Source organism: Comamonas resistens, from assembly GCF_030064165.1.
In the GTDB taxonomy this organism is placed as follows: Bacteria; Pseudomonadota; Gammaproteobacteria; order Burkholderiales; family Burkholderiaceae_C; genus Comamonas; species Comamonas resistens.
This window is the reverse complement of the sequence record NZ_CP125947.1, coordinates 2,380,241-2,398,958: the sequence shown is the minus strand read 5'-3', so window position 1 is coordinate 2,398,958 and position 18,718 is coordinate 2,380,241. Positions and strand designations below refer to the sequence as shown.

12 protein-coding genes are annotated in these 18,718 nt (G+C 60.7%); 10 read left to right on the top strand and 2 right to left on the bottom strand.

All coding sequences use genetic code 11. The features are described 5' to 3' along the window. Positions 1-53 precede the first annotated feature (53 nt). The 8 genes from prpC to QMY55_RS11150 all read left to right on the top strand — a co-directional run bounded on the left by prpC (position 54) and on the right by QMY55_RS11150 (position 13,073). Entirely contained in the window at positions 54-1,238 is a 1,185-nt protein-coding gene (gene prpC, locus QMY55_RS11185; RefSeq protein ID WP_283488659.1) for a bifunctional 2-methylcitrate synthase/citrate synthase, read from the top strand. A 19-nt stretch (positions 1,239-1,257) separates the two neighbouring features. Then, positions 1,258-1,740 (top strand): GntR family transcriptional regulator, encoded by a 483-nt coding sequence (locus QMY55_RS11180; RefSeq protein ID WP_283488658.1) that lies wholly within the window; start codon positions 1,258-1,260, stop codon positions 1,738-1,740. A gap of 19 nt (positions 1,741-1,759) precedes the next feature. Further along, positions 1,760-4,414 (top strand): Fe/S-dependent 2-methylisocitrate dehydratase AcnD, encoded by a 2,655-nt coding sequence (gene acnD, locus QMY55_RS11175; RefSeq protein WP_283488657.1) that lies wholly within the window; start codon positions 1,760-1,762, stop codon positions 4,412-4,414. Positions 4,415-4,473: 59 nt separating this feature from the next. After that, complete coding sequence (gene prpF, locus QMY55_RS11170) at positions 4,474-5,694, top strand: 2-methylaconitate cis-trans isomerase PrpF (protein ID WP_283488656.1); 1,221 nt, start codon at positions 4,474-4,476, stop codon at positions 5,692-5,694. Between the two features lie 152 nt (positions 5,695-5,846). Then, the gene (locus QMY55_RS11165) at positions 5,847-6,707 is read left to right on the top strand and encodes an isocitrate lyase/PEP mutase family protein (protein WP_283488655.1); all 861 of its coding nucleotides are present in this window, start codon (positions 5,847-5,849) and stop codon (positions 6,705-6,707) included. A 278-nt stretch (positions 6,708-6,985) separates the two neighbouring features. Then, positions 6,986-8,470: a type I restriction-modification system subunit M gene (locus QMY55_RS11160; RefSeq protein WP_283488654.1), complete on the top strand. Its 1,485-nt coding sequence runs from the start codon at positions 6,986-6,988 to the stop codon at positions 8,468-8,470. Continuing rightward, positions 8,467-9,561 carry a restriction endonuclease subunit S gene (locus tag QMY55_RS11155; RefSeq protein WP_283488653.1) on the top strand — a complete coding sequence of 365 codons (1,095 nt, stop codon included), beginning with the start codon at positions 8,467-8,469 and terminating at the stop codon, positions 9,559-9,561. Before QMY55_RS11160 ends, QMY55_RS11155 begins: the two co-directional genes overlap by 4 nt. 8 nt (positions 9,562-9,569) lie before the next feature. Next, positions 9,570-13,073, top strand: coding sequence for a DEAD/DEAH box helicase family protein (locus QMY55_RS11150; RefSeq protein ID WP_283488652.1), 3,504 nt, complete (start codon positions 9,570-9,572; stop codon positions 13,071-13,073). Positions 13,074-13,167: 94 nt separating this feature from the next. Here the strand turns inward: QMY55_RS11150 and QMY55_RS11145 are convergent, their stop codons facing one another. Then, on the bottom strand, positions 13,168-14,058 hold the full coding sequence (locus QMY55_RS11145; RefSeq protein ID WP_283488651.1) for a LysR family transcriptional regulator: 891 nt from the start codon (positions 14,056-14,058) through the stop codon (positions 13,168-13,170). Between the two features lie 101 nt (positions 14,059-14,159). Here QMY55_RS11145 and metE point away from each other — a divergent pair, with 101 nt between their 5' ends. Together metE and QMY55_RS11135 are read left to right on the top strand one after the other, a co-directional pair. Next, the gene (gene metE / locus QMY55_RS11140) at positions 14,160-16,541 is read left to right on the top strand and encodes a 5-methyltetrahydropteroyltriglutamate--homocysteine S-methyltransferase (RefSeq protein WP_283488650.1); all 2,382 of its coding nucleotides are present in this window, start codon (positions 14,160-14,162) and stop codon (positions 16,539-16,541) included. A gap of 93 nt (positions 16,542-16,634) precedes the next feature. Then, positions 16,635-17,231 carry a hypothetical protein gene (locus QMY55_RS11135; RefSeq protein WP_283488649.1) on the top strand — a complete coding sequence of 199 codons (597 nt, stop codon included), beginning with the start codon at positions 16,635-16,637 and terminating at the stop codon, positions 17,229-17,231. A 64-nt stretch (positions 17,232-17,295) separates the two neighbouring features. On the opposite strand, the gene QMY55_RS11130 is transcribed toward QMY55_RS11135, so the two are convergent. Then, the gene (locus tag QMY55_RS11130; RefSeq protein WP_283488648.1) at positions 17,296-18,699 is read right to left on the bottom strand and encodes an RtcB family protein; all 1,404 of its coding nucleotides are present in this window, start codon (positions 18,697-18,699) and stop codon (positions 17,296-17,298) included. Positions 18,700-18,718: the final 19 nt, after the last annotated feature.

The following is an 18,718-nucleotide window of genomic DNA, read 5'->3' as shown; positions in this document are numbered from 1 at the left end:
GCAGACGAAAAGCAGCAGCTTGATCGGCTTATTCACTACCTGAGGAGACTTGCATGAGCGCCGTTGCCCAACCCACTATCGAATCCATCCTCCCCGCAGCCGGGGCTTTCAAACCCAAGAAATCCGTGGCGCTGTCGGGCGTGACAGCAGGCAATACCGCGCTATGCACCGTCGGCAAGACCGGCAACGATCTGCACTACCGTGGTTACGACATTCTGGACATTGCCGAGGTCTGCGAATTCGAGGAAATCGCCCACCTTCTGGTGCACGGCAAACTGCCCACACGTGCCGAACTCAAGGCCTACAAGACCAAGCTCAAGGCCCTGCGCGGCCTGCCCACCAGCGTGAAGGCGGCGCTGGAGCAACTGCCAGCCGCCAGCCACCCCATGGATGTGATGCGCACCGGCGTCTCGGCCCTGGGCTGCGCCCTGCCCGAGAAGGACGACCACAACCTGCCCGGTGCACGCGACATCGCCGACCGCCTGATGGCCTCGCTGGGCTCCATGCTGCTGTACTGGTACCACTTCAGCAACTCGGGCCGCCGCATAGCGGTGGAAACCGACGACGACTCCATAGGCGGCCACTTTCTGCACCTGCTGCATGGTGCCAAGCCTTCGGACAGCTGGGTGCGCGCCATGCATACCTCGCTCAATCTCTATGCCGAGCACGAGTTCAACGCCTCCACCTTCACGGCCCGCGTGGTCGCCGGCACGGGCAGCGATATGTACTCGGCCATCACCGGCGCCATCGGCGCGCTGCGCGGCCCCAAGCATGGGGGCGCCAACGAGGTGGCCTTCGAGATCCAGAAGCGCTATGACAGCCCCGCAGAAGCCGAAGCCGATATCCGCCGCCGCGTGGATGCCAAGGAAGTCGTGATCGGCTTCGGCCACCCCGTCTATACCGTCAGCGACCCGCGCAACGTGGTGATCAAGGGCGTGGCCAAGCAGCTCTCCGACGAGGCCGGCAGCACCAAGATGTACGACATCGCTGCGCGCCTGGAATCGGTGATGTGGGAAGTCAAGAACATGTTTCCCAATCTCGACTGGTTCAGCGCCGTCAGCTACCACATGATGGGCGTGCCCACGGCCATGTTCACGCCCTTGTTCGTGCTCGCGCGCACCAGCGGCTGGGCCGCCCACATCATCGAGCAGCGCCAGGACAACAAGATCATCCGCCCCAGTGCCAATTACACCGGCCCCGACGATCTGCAGTTTGTGCCCATTGACGAGCGACAGTAAGAGCTGCCAGGCACATGCCATGACTGCCCAGACCATGCAACCCCATTCGCTGTGCATTGCCATTGCAGACAAACTGCGCGAGCGCATTCTGAGTCATCAGATGCCGCCGGGCAGCGATATCAACGATGGCGCACTGGCCCAGGAATTTGGCGTAAGCCGCACCCCCGTGCGCGAGGCCATGAAGCTGCTGTGCCATGAAGGCCTGCTGACCGCCCAGCCCCGGCGCGGCATGAGCGTGACCCAGCTCACGCCCGCCCAGGTGCAGGAGGCCCGGCAACTTTGCGAGCTGCTGGCCGACCATCTGGCCCGGCTGCAGAGCCAGCCCCGTACCGTCAGCACGGCATTGACCCGGCAGTTGTACGCCGTGGCCCAGGCCCGGCTGCAGCTGGCACTGGGCAGGCAACACAATGGCGCGCAGAACAAGCGCCCTGCCGCGCACTCGAACCCGCCCTCCGCCTTCTCCGATCTCAGCCCTGAGCCACACCCTGCCCTGGCTTTGTGAACATCCCCCCAAAGACAAAATGAGCAAGCCCCTGCCCCCCCATATTTCTCCCAGCATCTATCGCCGCCCTCTGCCTGGGACTGCTCTGCATTACTTTGATGCGCAGGCCGCCGTCGATGCCATCTGCCCCGGTGCCTGGGCCACGCTGCCCTATACCAGTCGCGTGCATGCCGAGAATCTGGTGCGCCGCTGCGACCCGGCCATGCTCGCCGAATGCCTGACCCAGATCGCGCTACGCAAGCGCGAGCGCGACTTCCCCTGGTTCCCGGCCCGTGTGGTCTGCCATGACATCCTGGGCCAGACGGCGCTGGTCGACCTGGCAGGGCTGCGCGACGCGATTGCGGACCAGGGCGGTGACCCCGCAGCGGTGAACCCCGTGGTGCCCGTGCAGCTGATCGTGGACCATTCGCTGGCCGTGGAGTGCGGCGGCCATGACCCCGAGGCCTTCGAGAAGAACCGCGCCATCGAAGACCGGCGCAACGAGGACCGCTTTCACTTCATAGACTGGTGCAAGCGCGCCTTCAAGAACGTGGAGGTGATTCCGCCGGGCAACGGCATCATGCATCAGATCAATCTGGAGCGCATGAGCCCTGTGATCCACGCTATCAATGGCGAAGCATATCCGGACACCCTGGTGGGCACGGACAGCCACACGCCGCATGTCGATGCACTGGGCGTGATCGCTGTCGGCGTGGGCGGCCTCGAAGCCGAGAACGTGATGCTGGGCCGCGCCTCGTGGATGCGCCTGCCCGAAATCATTGGCGTGCAACTGACCGGCAAGCGCCAGCACGGCATCACGGCCACCGACATCGTGCTGGCCCTGACCCAGTTCCTGCGCCAGCAAAAAGTGGTCGGCGCCTATCTGGAGTTCCATGGCGCAGGCGCGCGCAGCCTGACGATTGGCGACCGCGCCACCATCTCCAATATGGCGCCCGAATACGGCGCCACGGCCGCCATGTTCGCCATCGACGAGCAGACCATTGACTATCTGCGCCTCACGGGCCGCGAGCCTGCCCAGGTGCAACTGGTCGAAACCTATGCCAAGCAGGCCGGTCTCTGGGCCGATACGCTGGCAAACGCCGAATACGAGCGCACGCTCACGTTCGATCTGTCCAGCGTGGTACGCAATATGGCCGGTCCGTCCAACCCGCATGCCCGTCTGGCCACCAGCGATCTGACGGCCAAGGGCATTGCCGGTGAATGGACCGAGCAAGAAGGCCAGATGCCCGATGGTGCCGTCATCATTGCGGCCATCACCAGTTGCACCAACACCAGCAACCCGCGCAATGTGATCACGGCCGGCCTGCTGGCGCGCAATGCCCGCAATCTGGGCCTGACGCGCAAGCCCTGGGTCAAATCGTCCCTGGCTCCGGGTTCCAGGACCGTACCCCTGTATCTGGAACAAGCCGGGCTCATGCATGACCTCGAAGCCCTGGGCTTTGGCGTGGTGGCCTTTGCCTGCACCACCTGCAACGGCATGAGCGGTGCGCTGGACCCTGCCATCCAGCAGGAAATCATTGACCGCGACCTCTACACCACGGCCGTGCTCTCTGGCAACCGCAATTTCGACGGCCGCATCCACCCCTATGCCAAGCAGGCCTTCCTGGCTTCTCCGCCACTGGTCGTGGCCTATGCGATTGCGGGCACCATCCGCTTTGATATTGAAAACGATGTGCTGGGCATATTCCAGGGCCGCGAGATCCGCCTCAAGGACATCTGGCCCGGCGACGAGGAAATCGATGCCGTGGCCAAGGCCGCCGTGCAGCCCGAGCAGTTCCGCAAGGTGTACGAGCCCATGTTCGCCATCCATGCCGACAACGGCGAAAACGTGGAGGCACTGTACGACTGGCGCCCTCAATCGACCTATATCCGCCGCCCTCCCTACTGGGATACAGAGGGGGAAGGCGCTCTGGCGGGAAAGCGCACGCTGCGCGGCATGCGCCCCTTGGCCATACTGCCCGACAACATCACCACCGACCACCTCTCGCCATCGAATGCCATCCTGCTCGACAGCGCTGCCGGCGAATATCTGCACAAGATGGGCCTGCCCGAGGAGGACTTCAACTCCTACGCCACCCATCGCGGCGACCACCTGACCGCGCAGCGCGCGACCTTCGCCAACCCCAAGCTGTTCAATGAAATGGTGGTGGACGGCAACGGCAAGGTGCGCCAGGGCTCTCTGGCCCGCGTCGAGCCCGAAGGCCGGGTCATGCGCATGTGGGAAGCCATAGAGACCTATATGCAGCGCAAGCAGCCGCTGATCATCATCGCGGGGGCCGACTACGGCCAGGGCTCCAGCCGCGACTGGGCCGCCAAGGGCGTGCGACTGGCGGGAGTGGAAGCGATTGCGGCCGAAGGTTTTGAACGCATCCACCGCACCAATCTGATCGGCATGGGCGTGCTGCCGCTGGAATTCCTGCCAGGCACCACGCGCCACACCCTGGGTCTGGATGGCACTGAGACTTTCGACGTCGTTGGCAAACGCCAGCCGCGTGCACAACTGAGCTTGCATATCTACCGCACCACGGGCGCACGCACTGAAGTGCCTGTGACCTGCCGCCTGGATACTGCGGAAGAGGTCAGCATCTATGAGGCCGGTGGTGTACTACAGCGCTTTGCCCAGGACTTTCTGGCTGAAAACATTGAACAAAAAGTGCTTGAACCTCAAGACTGACCAGGGAAAGCAGCTATCAATTTCGATAGCTGCTGCTTTGAATGGATAAAGAAAACACCATGACCGAGACAAAACGGTTTGCGCCGCAAATCAAAATTCCCGCCACCTATCTGCGCGGCGGCACCAGCAAAGGCGTGTTCTTCAAGCTGCAGGATCTGCCTGAAGCGGCCCGGCAACCGGGCGCCGTGCGCAATGCCATCTTTCTGCGCGCGCTGGGCAGCCCCGACCCCTATGGCAAGCAGATCGACGGCATGGGCAATGCTTCGTCCAGCACCAGCAAGGGCGTGATCCTCAGCAAGAGCACACGCCCCGGTCATGATGTGGACTATCTGTTTGGTCAGGTCGCCATCGACCAGCCCTTTGTGGACTGGAGCGGCAACTGCGGCAACCTCAGCGCCGCCGTCGGCCCCTGCGCCATTCATATGGGTCTGATCGACGCAACCAAAATCCCACGCAACGGCACGGCCACCATCCGTATCTGGCAGACCAATATCGCCAAGACCATCGTGGCCCATGTGCCAATCACCGACGGACAGGTGCAGGAAACCGGTGACTTTGAACTTGACGGCGTGACCTTTGCCGCTGCCGAAGTAGCACTGGAGTTCTTGGACCCGGCAGACGATGGCGAAGATGGCGGAGCCATGTTCCCCACGGGTCATTTGGTAGACCGCCTGGATGTACCCGGCGTGGGCAGCTTTGCCGCCACCATGATCAATGCAGGCATTCCCACCATCTTTCTGAACGCCAAGGATCTGGGCTACACGGGCTGTGAGTTGCAGGACACCATCAATAACGACACCGAAGCACTGGCCCGCTTTGAAGCCATTCGCGCCCATGGCGCGCTGCGCATGGGCTTGATCAAGGACCTGAACGAAGCCTCCACCCGCCAGCACACGCCCAAGATTGCCTTTGTGGCCCCGGCCCAAAGCTACACATCGTCCAGCGGCAAAGCCATTGATGGCAAGGACATAGACCTCGTCGTGCGCGCCCTGTCCATGGGCAAGCTGCACCACGCCATGATGGGCACGGCCGCCGTGGCCATCGGCACGGCAGCGGCCATTCCCGGCACCCTGGTCAATCTGGCCGCTGGCGGCGGCGAGCGCGAAAAAGCGCCCAGTTCGGTGCGCTTTGGCCACCCCTCCGGCACGCTGCGTGTGGGCGCCGAGGCCCAACTGGTCGACAGCCAATGGAAGGTCACCAAGGCCCTGATGAGCCGCAGCGCCCGCATTCTGATGGAAGGCTGGATTCGCGTGCCCGGTGAAGTGCTTGAGGCCAAATAGTATCAAAACATACTGAAACGCTTGATAGACAAGCGCAAGCAGCTATCAAAACAGAAACAACTTACGCAAATCAGGCTCAGGCAAGAGCCTCGCCTCAAGGCAGCAGTCTTTGGCGCATCCTGGCTTGCGCAAACCTAGAGAAGAGACAGACCATGAATCCCAAACAACAACTCCAAGCCCTGGCCGAAGCGCGCCGCGGCGTGCTCGTGCCCGGTGCCTTCAACGCCATGTCGGCTCGCTTGATCGCCGACCTGGGCTTTGAAGCCATCTACGTCACCGGTGCCGGCGTCACCAATATGTGGTTCGGCATGCCCGACCAGGGCTTTATGGGCCTGACCGATATCGCCGACCATACGGCCCGCATCCGCGACGCCGTGGAAGTGCCGCTGCTCGTCGATGCCGACACGGGCTTCGGCAATGCCGTCAACACCTACCACGCCGTACGCACGCTGGAGCGTGCCGGCGCCGACTGCATCCAGCTCGAAGACCAGGTCAGCCCCAAGCGCTGCGGTCACTTCAACGGCAAGGCCGTGATCGAAACCAGCGAGATGCTGGGCAAGATCCGCGCCGCCGTCGATGCGCGCCGCAACGAAGGCACCCTCATCATGGCGCGCACCGATGCCGCTGCCGTCCATGGCTTCGAAGCCGCCGTCGAGCGCGCCCAGGCCTTTCAGGAGGCCGGCGCCGACATCCTGTTTGTCGAGGCCGTGACGAAGGCCGAGGAAGTGCGCGCCCTGCCCCAGCGCTTGCAGGCGCCCCAGCTCATGAACATGGTCATCGGCGGCAAGACGCCCATCTTCAACGCCGATGAACTGGGCCAGCTGGGCTACGGCTTTGTGCTCTATGCCAATGCCGCCCTGCAGGGCGCGGTAGCCGGCATGCAGAAATGCCTGACCCTGCTGCGCGACGAACACAAGGTCGACGAAGACCCGGCCATCGTCGCCCCGTTCCTGGAGCGCCAGCGTCTGGTGAACAAGGACTTCTGGGACGCGCTGGAGCAGAAATACCAATAAGTCACGACCTGCGCAAACCAGGTTCAGGCAGAAGCTTCGACTCAGGGCTGCAGACCTTGGTACATCCTCGTTTGCGCAAGTCCTATAAGCACTCCTGAAATTTCAATCAAAAAAGCTGCTAGCGCTTATCCATCAAGCGCCAACAGCTATTAATTTTTAAAGGAAACCCAAAAACAGGTGCTACCCATCAACCCGGCAAAACCCGCCTGCCCGTTGGTTAAGATCAAAAGCCTGCGCTGCATACTGCGCGCCACTACTGCACAACGGATTTTTGGCCAATGATCACCGGCACCATCAAATCGCAAATCGACCGCATCTGGGACGCCTTCTGGAGCGGCGGCATCTCCAACCCCATGGAGGTGATCGAGCAACTCACCTACCTGCTGTTCATCAAGCGGCTCGATGACATCCAGACCCTGAAAGAAAAAAAGGCCAACCGCACCGGCCAGCCCATTGAATCGCCCATCTTCACGCCCGAGCAGCGCCATCTGCGCTGGTCGGCGTTCAAGGACCTGGGCGACGCCAGCGCCATCTACCGCATCGTGGGCGATGAGGTCTTTCCCTTCATCCGCAACCTGGGCGGTACGGGTGAAAACTCCACCTACGCCCAGCACATGAAGGATGCGCGCTTCACCATCCCCACGCCCGCGCTGCTGGCCAAGGTGGTAGACATGGTAGCCGACATCCCCATGGACGACCGCGACACCAAGGGCGATCTGTACGAATACATGCTGGGCAAAATTGCCACCGCAGGGCAAAACGGCCAGTTCCGCACGCCGCGCCACATCATCAAGCTGATGGTGGACATGATGGCCCCCCAGCCCGGCGACACCATCTGCGACCCCGCCTGCGGCAGCGCCGGCTTTCTGGTCGCTGCGGCTGAATATTTGCAGCAGCACCACGGCCAGGCTATTTACGCCGACACCGCCAGCACGCAGCAGTTCAACGAAGCCACCTTTTTCGGCTTTGACTTTGACAGCACCATGCTGCGCATTGGCTCCATGAACATGCTGCTGCACGGCATTGAAAACCCGCAGATTGAAAACCGCGACTCACTGAGCGAAAACCACGCCGGTGTGGAAGACAAGTTCAGCCTCATCCTTGCCAACCCACCGTTCGCTGGCAGCCTGGACTACGAGGCCACGGCCAAAGACCTGCAGGCCATGGTCAAAACCAAAAAGACCGAACTGCTGTTTCTGGCCTTGTTCCTGCGCCTGATGAAGACCGGCGGCCGCGCCGCCGTCATCGTGCCCGATGGGGTCTTGTTTGGCAGCAGCAAGGCGCACAAAACACTGCGCCAAATGCTGCTCGAAGAGCAAAAGCTCGACGGCATTGTCTCCATGCCCTCGGGCGTGTTCAAGCCCTATGCGGGCGTGTCCACCGCCATCCTGCTGTTCACGAAAACCAATAGCGGCGGCACCGAGAACGTCTGGTTTTACGACATGCGGGCCGACGGTTTCAGCCTGGACGACAAGCGCAACCCGCTGCCCAATGAGCACGCCAGCAATAACCTGCCCGATGTGCTGATGCGCTGGCAGCAACGCACGGGCAACGAAACCACGCGTTTTCGCAACGAGCAAAGCTTTTGCGTGCCCAAGGCCGAGATTGCGGCCAATGGCTATGACCTCAGCATTAACCGTTACAAGGAAGTGGTGCATGAAGTCGTGGAATATGAATCACCTTCCAAGATTTTGGCGGATTTAAAAGTGCTGGAGGCCGAGATTATGGCGGGGATGGTGGAGCTGGAAGGGATGTTGAAGTGAGTGAAGTTCTTCGTTCCCTGGGTGACATTTGCGAATTTAAATACGGAAAGAGTCTCCCGGCCTCCTCACGGGACGGCGGTGAATTTGATGTATATGGGTCAAACGGAATTGTTGGAACGCATTCAGAGACAATAACATCCGGGCCAACTATTGTTATCGGGCGAAAAGGTTCAATTGGAGAACTGAACTATTCCCAAAAATCATGCTGGCCGATTGATACCACTTATTACGTGGATACCTCTTGTACATCCGCAGATTTACGCTGGCTAAATCATGCATTGTCTAGCTTGCGTCTCACTGAGATGAATAAATCTGCTGCGATTCCTGGTCTCAATAGAAATGATGCATACGAAAAGAAATTAAAGGTTCCTTCACTTTCCGAGCAACGCCGCATTGCCTCCATTCTGGACAAGGCCGACGCCCTGCGCAGCAAGCGCCGCGAAGCCATCGCCAAGCTCGACCAACTCTTGCGGTCGGTGTTTTTGGAGATGTTTGGGGATCCAGCTGCGAATCCCAAAAAAATGCCTGAAAAAGCACTCAGCGCCTTGACCGAAATTTCAAGTGGATCAACACCTTCAAGAAATGAAATGGAAAATTTCGCAGGAGATATCCCATGGGTCAAGTCCACTGAAGTTGACTGGTGCTCAATTAATGAAACCAGCGAACATGTTAGCAACACTGGCATTAAATCTGCACGCCTCAAAACTTTCCCCATCAATACAGTGGTTGTAGCCTTGTACGGACAAGGAGTAACACGAGGAAAATGTGCAATTTTAAATATTGCAGCGACAATGAACCAAGCATGCGCTGGAATTAAGCCATCTGACAAAATAAAACACGAATATATATTTCAATTTTTAAAAATGAGCTATCAAAGATTAAGAGATCAAGCCAGAGGTGGCAATCAAGAAAATTTAAATGTTGGAATTTTGGGTGATTTCAAAATCATGCTTCCACCCTTAGATTTACAGAATAAATTTTGTACGATTTTTCGTGAAATTGAGAAAATGAAAAAATCAGAAGAAAATGGATTAAAAAAAATTGATTTACTTATAAAATCAACGCAATTCAGATTTTTCTCTAACCATTAATTAATAAAATGTCCAACTTCCAGTTCCTCCACCCCGAGTTCCGCACCCTGCAAGAGCCCGCCGCCGGGGCCGAGCAACTGGTGCAATCCGACCCACGCGCTTCAGCGATGCGCGCGCGCCATGCGCTGGAGCAGACGGTGCTCTGGCTCTACGACAACGACAGCAGCCTGCGCATGCCCTACGACCAGGGGCTGAATACGCTGATGACGCAGCGCGAGTTTGCGCAACTGGTGCCGCCCCATGTGCTGGACAAGATGCACCTGATCAAGCGCCAGGGCAACCAGGCCGTGCACGGCAACCGTAGCGTGCCACGGGTGGACGCCATGGCGCTGGTGCAGGAGTTGTTTCATGTGCTGTTCTGGCTGGCCCGCACCTACACCCGCGCCAGCGACCCCAAGCACATTGCCGCAACCTGGGATACGGGCAAGATCCCGTTTCTGGTCAATGCCGAGCAGGCCGCGACCGAGGCCGTGCAGTTCACCAAGGACGAGCTGAAAAAGCAGGAAGCCAAATTCCAAGCGCAGTTGGCTGCGCAGCGGGCCGAGCTGGAAAAGCGCGAGGCGGCCATGGCAGCGCAGGCCACCACCCTGGCCGAACGCGAAGCAGCGCTGGCCGATGTGGATGCCGAACTGGCTCAGCGCCGCGCCGAGCTGGCCCAGGCCAAGGCCGCAGCCCTGGCCGTGCCGGACGCGCACGACTACAACGAGGCCGAAACCCGCAAGCGTCTGATCGACCTGATGCTGGCCGAAGCCGGCTGGACGCTGGACGCCCCAGCCGCAACCCCGCCCGTCAAAGGCAATGCCAGCGTGGAAGTGCCGGTGCAGGGCATGCCTTCGGCATCGGGCACCGGCTATGCCGACTATGTGCTGTGGGCGGCAGACGGCAAGCCCGCCGCCGTGGTGGAAGCCAAGCGTTCCTTGAAGGACGCCGAGGTGGGCCGCCAGCAGGCCAAGCTGTATGCCGATGCGCTGCAGGCGCAACACGGCCAGCGCCCGCTGATCTTCTACACCAACGGCCACCGCACGTTTTTGTGGGATGACCAGCGCTACCCGGCCCCGCGCGAGGTACAGGGCTTTTACACGCAGGACGAGCTGGCCCTGGCGCTGGTGCGCCGCCAAACGCTCAAACCCTTGGCGCGCATGCCGATCAAGGCCGAGATCGTGGAGCGCGTCTACCAGACGCGGGCCATCCGCGCCATCACCGAAGCCTTCACCCACGGCCGCCGCCGCGCCTTGCTGACCATGGCCACGGGCACGGGCAAAACCCGCGTGGCCGTGGCGCTGGCCGATGTGCTGATGCAGGCCAACTGGGCCAAGCGCGTGCTGTTTCTGGCCGACCGCGTGTCGCTGGTGAACCAGGCCACGAACAAGGGCTTCAAGCCGCTGCTGCCCAACACGTCGGTCGTCAACCTGCTGAATGACAAGAACGGCCAGGGCCGCGTATACCTGAGCACCTATCCCACGATGATGGGCTTGATCGACGAGATGGAGGGCGGGCAGCGGCGCTTTGGCGTGGGCCATTTCGACCTGATCATCGTGGACGAGGCGCACCGCAGCGTCTATCAAAAATACGGCGCCATCTTCAAATACTTTGACAGCCTGCTGGTGGGCCTGACGGCCACGCCGCGCGAGGAAGTGGACCGCGACACCTACCACCTGTTTGGGCTGGAAACCGGTGTGCCCACCGATGCCTACAGCCTGGACGAGGCCGTGAGCCAGGGCTTCTTGGTGCCGCACAAGGCCATGTCCGTGCCGCTGAAGTTTGTGCGCAGCGGCATCCGATACGACGAGCTGAGTCCCGAGGAAAAGGAACACTGGGAATCACTGGACTGGGGCGACGACGGGCCGCCGGAAGAAGTCAGCGCCGGCGAAATCAACAAGTTTCTGTTCAACGAAGACACTGTGGACAAGATGCTCAAGCACCTGATGGAGAACGGCCTGAAGGTGGACGGCGGCGACCGGCTGGGCAAGACCATCATCTTTGCCGTGAACCAGAAGCATGCCGATTTCATTGAAAAGCGCTTCAACCACCACTACCCGCATCTGGTGAACAGCTTTGCCCGTGTGATCACGCACCAAAGCGGCAGCTATGCGCAGTCGCTGATCGACGACTTCAGCAAACCCGCCAGCGCACCGCACATTGCCATATCGGTGGACATGCTGGACACCGGTATCGACGTGCCCGAGGTGCTGAACCTGGTGTTCTTCAAGGCCGTTCGATCCAAGGTCAAGTTCCTGCAGATGATTGGCCGTGGCACGCGGCTGTGCGAAAACCTGTTCGGACCAGGGCAGCACAAGCGCGAGTTCGTAATCTTCGACTTCTGCCAGAACTTCGAGTATTTCAACGAGAACCCGGTCGGTGCCGCATCTGTGGTGGCCGAGCCGCTGGGCAAGCGTTTGTTCAAGTCCCGGCTGGATCTGCTGCAGTTGCTGCGCACGCCCCAGCCCGGCGCCACACCGGTGGCACAAGAAGACCTGCCGGCCTACCATCACACGGGCGACTTGCAAACCACCTTGGCCGAGCAGTTGCATGGCGAAGTCGCGGCCATGAACCAGAACAACTTCATTGTCCGCACCGAGCTGGGCCATGTGCGGCGCTTTGCCGAACGCAGCGCCTGGGACAAGCTGGATGACACCGCCGTGGGCCAGTTGCGCAACCATGTGGCGGGCCTGCCCAGCCAGTTGGAAAGCGATCACATCACCGCACGCCTGTTCGACCTGCTGTGTGTGAACCTGCAACTGGCGCTGCTGCGCAAGGAGGCAAGTTTTGCCAAGCTGCGCGAGCGGGTGATAGCAATTGCGGGCCAGTTGGAGCTACTCGCCAACGTGCCCGCCGTGCAAGCCGAAATGGCCTTGCTGCAGGAGGTGCAGACCGAGGGCTATTGGGTGGGCATCACCCCGCCGATCATCGAGCACCTGCGCCGCCATGTGCGCGCTCTGGTGAAGTTCATCGAGCGGCAGGTGGGCGAGACGGTGTACACCGTGCTGAGCGATGAAATTGGCGAGGCCACCGAGGTGACGCTGAAGGACACCAATACCGGTATCAACCTGGCGCAGTACAAAAAGAAGGTGGAAGCCTTTATCCGAGCCAATGCCGCCCATGTGGCCATTGCCAAACTGCGTCTGAACAAACCGTTGACGCCCACCGACCTGATCGAGCTGGAGCGCTTTGTCTACGAAGCGCCCGAGGTGGAAGGGCGCGAGCGTTTTGCGCAAAGCTATGGCGACAAGCCGCTGCCGCAGTTCATCCGCTCCCTGGTGGGCATGGACCGCGCCGAAGCGCAGAAAGCCTTTGCACGCTTTCTGGACGCCAACCGCTACAGCAGCCAGCAGATCCGCTTTGTCGAAATGATCATCGAGCGTCTGACAGCACACGGCGAAGTGACGGTGGGCCAGTTGTACGACCCGCCGTTCACAGCGATTCATCAGGAGGGGCTAGACGGCGCGTTCAACCAGCAGGATGCGGACGCGCTGGCGGAAACCGTCAATGAGATGCAACGCTTGGTCGCCTGAAACTGCTCACGTCTAAAAACCTCGCTCAAAATAGCTTCCAGCGCTTATCCAGCAAGCGCTGACAGCTCTTTTTTTAATAGTGCCTCAACGTCCGTCACGCAGCCAAGGGCCCGCGCGCCAGCGCGATAAAGGCCTTTAGATAATCCGTCTCCAGATCCGCCTCACGCGCACCCAGGTGGATCTGCTTGGCAATACCTTTCTTGCCCAGGCGCACAGGCGTCACGGGCATCTTCTCGGCGTACTCCAGCGCCAGCCAGCGTGGCAGCGCGGCCACGCCGCGGCCGCTGGCTACCATCTGCAGCATGATGTCCGTGGTTTCTATGGTCTTGTGGCGGCGCGGCGCAATGCCTGCAGGCAGCAGAAACTGGTTGTAGATATCGAGTCTGTCGGTCGCTACCGGGTAGGTGATCAGCACCTCGCCGCTCAGGTGTCTGGGCTGCACATGGTCGGCCTGGGCCAGCGCATGCAGGTTGGAGACAACCAGCACCTGCTCGTAATCGAACACCGGTACAAACTCCAACCCCGGTTTGTAGAGCGGGTCGGGCGTGACCAGCAAATCGATCTCGTAGCCGAACAGCGCACCAATGCCACCGAACTGGAACTTCTGCTTCACATCCACTTCCACATCGGGCCAGGCAGCCAGATACGGCGAGACGATTTTCAGCAGCCACTGGTAGCAGGGATGGCACTCCATGCCTATGCGCAACGCGCCACGCTCGCCCTGGGCAAACTGCCTGAGCCGGGATTCGGCCAGCTCCAGCTGCGGCAACACACGGCCCGCCACGGCCAGAAGATACTGGCCGGCCTGCGTCAAGCGCAGGCTGCGGCCCTCACGCAACCAGATATCGGTGCCCAGCTGACCTTCGAGCTTTTTCATGCTGTGGCTCAGCGCCGACTGAGTGACGCACAACACATCGGCGGCGGCCGTCAACGAGCCTTGTTTTTCTACCTCTTGAATGATGGCGAGATGGATGCGCTCTAGCATTTATGAATACAGCTCATGGATATGTGATATTTAACCATTTTACTTCATGAATTTGAATCTCTAGCATCCGTTCCTGTTGCTTTGACAGGAGAAGAATTTCCATGACCACCATTCACAATCTCGGCTTTCCGCGCATTGGCGCGAAGCGTGAACTCAAGTTCGCACTGGAGTCCTACTGGAAGGGCGAGTCCTCGCGCGATGCGCTCAAGAACCTGGGCACCGAACTGCGCGCACGCCACTGGGCCCACCAGCAAGACCTGGACTGGGTGCCCGTGGGCGACTTCGCGTTCTACGATCAGGTGCTGGACATGAGCTTCACCCTGGGCAATCTGCCCGGGCGCGTGCAAGGCTTTGAGGGCGATGCGCTGGACAACTACTTCCGCGTGGCCCGCGGCCGCTCGGCGGCCGGGTCCAAGGTCAGCCGCTCGGCGGCCGCCTCCAAAGACAGCCCCTCCACCCGGAACGCCGACCACCCCCACTGCTGCGGTGGCGGCGTGGCGGCTGCAGAGATGACCAAGTGGTTCGATACCAATTACCACTACATCGTGCCCGAGTTCACCGCTGCCACCGAGTTCAAGCTGGATGCCTCCCGCCTGGTGGCGCAACTGGCCGAAGCCAGGGCTCAAGGCGTGAAAGCCAAGCCAGTCATCATTGGCCCCGTGACCTATCTGTCGCTGGGCAAGGCCAAGGACAATTCCAGCAAGCTCGATCTGTTGCAGCGTCTGTTGCCCATCTATGCCGAACTGCTGGACACGCTGGCCGCGCAGGGAGCCGAATGGGTGCAGATTGACGAGCCGATTCTGGTGACCGAGCTGGGCGCCGACTGGCAACATGCTTTCAACACGGCCTACCACCACCTCAAGACCGCCAGAATCAAGATTCTGCTGGCCACCTATTTTGGCGAGTTGGCCGAAAACAAATATCTGGCTGCCAATCTTCCCGTGGCCGGTCTACATATCGATGCCATCAACGGTCAGGCTGATGTACAGCCGCTGCTGGGTCTGCTGCCCGCACACAAGGTGCTGTCGCTGGGCGTGATCAACGGTCGCAATATCTGGAAGACCGATCTGAGCGCCGTACTGGACTGGGTGGAGCCGCTGGCCGAGCGCCTGGGCAAGCGCCTCTGGATTGCGCCGACCTGCTCTCTCCTGCATGTGCCCGTAGACCTGAACAGCGAAGAAAAGCTCGACGCCGAGGTCAAATCCTGGCTGGCCTACGCGCTGCAAAAGCTCGATGAGTTGCTTGTGCTCGGCAAGGCGCTGACGCTGGGCCGCGGTGCCGTCAAGGCCGAACTGGCAGAAAACGCCGCCGCGCTGGCGGCACGCCGCAACTCAACGCGCGTGCACAACCCCGCTGTGCGCGCCGCCGTGGCACAGATCACCGCCCAACTGGGCCAGCGCCAAAGCAGCTACGGCGTTCGCGCCGCCAGGCAGGCTGCCTTGCTGAAACTGCCTTCTTTCCCCACCACCACCATTGGCTCCTTCCCGCAGACGGCGCAAATCCGCCAGGCCCGTAGCGCCTTCAAGGCCGGGCACCTGGATGTCGCCAGCTATCGGGCAGCCATGCATGCCGAAATAGAGCGCAGCGTGCGCGAGCAGGAAGCGCTGGACCTGGATGTGCTGGTGCATGGCGAGGCCGAGCGCAACGACATGGTCGAATACTTTGGCGAACAGCTGGATGGCTATGCCTTCAGCCAATTTGGCTGGGTGCAGTCCTATGGTTCGCGCTGCGTCAAGCCGCCCATTCTGTTCGGCGACATCAGCCGCCCCCGGCCCATGACCGTGGAGTGGATCGCCTACGCCCAGTCGCTTACGAAAAAACCCATGAAGGGCATGCTGACGGGCCCCGTGACCATCTTGAACTGGTCCTTTGTGCGCGACGATCAGCCGCGCTCCGTCTCCTGCCATCAGCTGGCCCTGGCCATTCGTGATGAAGTGCTGGATCTGGAAAAAGCCGGTGTGCCCATCATCCAGATTGATGAAGCCGCACTGCGCGAAGGCCTGCCACTGCGCCAGTCCCAGTGGCAGCAATATCTGCACTGGGCCGTGGAGTCCTTTCGCATCACCGCCAACGGCGTTGCCGACGGAACCCAGATTCACACCCATATGTGCTATTCGGAGTTCAACGACATCATCGCCTCGATTGCCGATATGGACGCCGATGTGATCACCATCGAGACCTCACGCTCGGACATGGAGTTGCTCGATGCCTTCGAGAACTTCCAGTACCCCAACGAGATCGGCCCCGGCGTCTATGACATCCACTCACCCAATATCCCGACCGTCCAGCAGATCGTGAGCCTGATGGAAAAGGCAGCGGAGCGCATTCCCGCAGAGCGCCTCTGGGTCAACCCGGACTGCGGCCTCAAGACACGCCAGTGGGTCGAAGTCATTCCTGCACTGCAGAACATGGTGGCCGCGGCTCGGCAACTGCGCGCGCAGATGGAGCCACAGCTGCAGATGCCGGAGGATGCAACAGCGTAAGCAGCTAGCCACATCAACCCATAAAAATGGCGCCTGCTGCATCAAGAGGCAAGCAGCAAGCGCCATTGCGTTGACGGACAATCAGAGGCGAACATGAACCACGCCACGTCCACCCCCAGATTCCTTGACTGCCAGACGGCTTCAGATCTCTGTCCTATCGAACAGTTGCGGGGGCAAGCCGAAAGCGGGCAGCTTGTGCTGCGCTTCTCCGCCCTCGGCAGCGATGAGAGCACTGCCCTGATCTCCAGACTTTCACGCGAACTGGATGAACATGCGATTTTTCAGAGCCGCTTTGGTTCAGACAGTCAATGGATCACGATCTTGCCGCTCGTGAGCAAAGCCAGGATTCAGGCGCACCGCCAAGCAATTCATCAGGCGATGAGGGCCTATGCCCAGACATGTGCAGAACTGATCGGCAAGTACGAGGCAGATGTTTTGTCCCAGGAATGGACGGTTGACGACCACGGCGAGCATTGCCAGTTTGTGCATGCAGGCAGCGGACAAACCGTTGAAGCGCCGTTTGAGCGCCTCACGCATACAAGCCAGATAGACCCTTACTTCTTTGCCGTATTCGTCAAGAGCACGGCAGAGCTCAAGCCCGTTGCCGAGTTGATCGCCCATGACTTTCATGATGCCGCGCGCATTCTGGAAGTCATGGCTGCCGAAGCGGCCGGGCAGTCGATCGGCTAGAACTCTCAAAAACATAGCTGCCAGCGCTTTCTGATCAAACGCTGGCAGCCTGCCTGGCTTCAATTCAAGCCTTGAATGTCAGCCATGGCTTGAGCCTCACGCTGGCGCGAATCAGCCCTGCTTCCTCCTGGGCCTGCAGCACCGGGCCCACGGGCTTGTAGGCGCTGGGGGCTTCTTCGATCAAGCGCTCCTCGCGCAAGGTGATGCACTGCCAGACCGATTCGACCAGCGGCTGCTTCATGCGGCGTGTGTCCTGCCTGCGCACCTGGCGGCCCGCGCCGTGGCTGCACGATTGCAGCCAATCCTCGTTGCCCAGACCTTTGACCAGAAACGAGTAGTCGCCCATGGAGCCTGGAATCAGCGCCCACTGGTCGGCATGAGCGGGGGTCGAGCCTTTGCGGTGCACATTGAACTCGCCCTCGCTCATCACCACGTTGTGCGGTACATCGACGATCAGCCTGGACGCATCGGGCGGCGCCATATCGGCCAGTTGCTGGCGCACCAGTTCGGCCAGGGCCATGCGGTTGAACCAGGCATAGCGCGCGGCCACGCCCATGGCCTGCAGATAGTCCCGGGCCAGCGCGCCGCTCAATCCGTACAAGCCATGCTGTGGGTGCTTGACGCCTTGCGGCCATTGCTGTCTGGCCAGGTCCATCCAGCGACGGCCCACATAAAAGCCCACATCGCGCGAGCCGGTGTGAATCATCACCGTCACATCGCCTTTCCTCAGCCCTGCGGCATAGGCCGCGTGGCGGTCGTAGATCTCATCGACCACGCAGAACTCCAGAAAGTGGTTGCCGCTGCCCAGATCGGCCGCCGACGGCGGGCGCACCACTTCGCGCTGCTGCAGCAGCGCTTCTGGAGCGTAGCGGCTTTGGCCACCAAAGTCCTGCAGGCCCACGCAGGCAGACAGCTCGGCCTGCAGACGATCACGGTCCACGCCCTGCCACAGGCCCAGCGCCGGCAGCTCGTCAACAAAGGCCGACGGACCATCATCGAACAAGGCCTTGAAGCCCGCCGTTCGCACAGGCACATCGCGCCCGTTCTTCAAGATGGCCTGCGTCAGGCGATCGACGATGGTGGATTTGTGCAGCTCGGCCTGCGCCTGATTCAGGCCCGTGGTCATCAGCCTTATGCCGCAGTTGATGTCCGTGCCAATGGCGGCGGGAATCACAAAGTCGGGCGAGGTGGCCACGACAGAGCCTACAGGCGCAATGCTGCCCGGGTGAAAGTCCGGCGTGGCGCAGGCCTTGCAGACCACACCATGACCGCCTGGGTCGGCCACGGAGGCGAAGTCCAGCAACTGGCTGACTGCCTTGTGCTCCAGCGGCAAGCTGTCCGGCAGCAAGATGGTAGCGGCGGCCTGCTCGTTATGGATTTGATAGATGTTGTCTTGAAACGAGACCTGGATGCCCTGACGAGACAGGGCTTTTTGCAGTCGGGAAAGCTTCCCGCTTGTATTCGACATGATGCTGAAATGCTGAGGT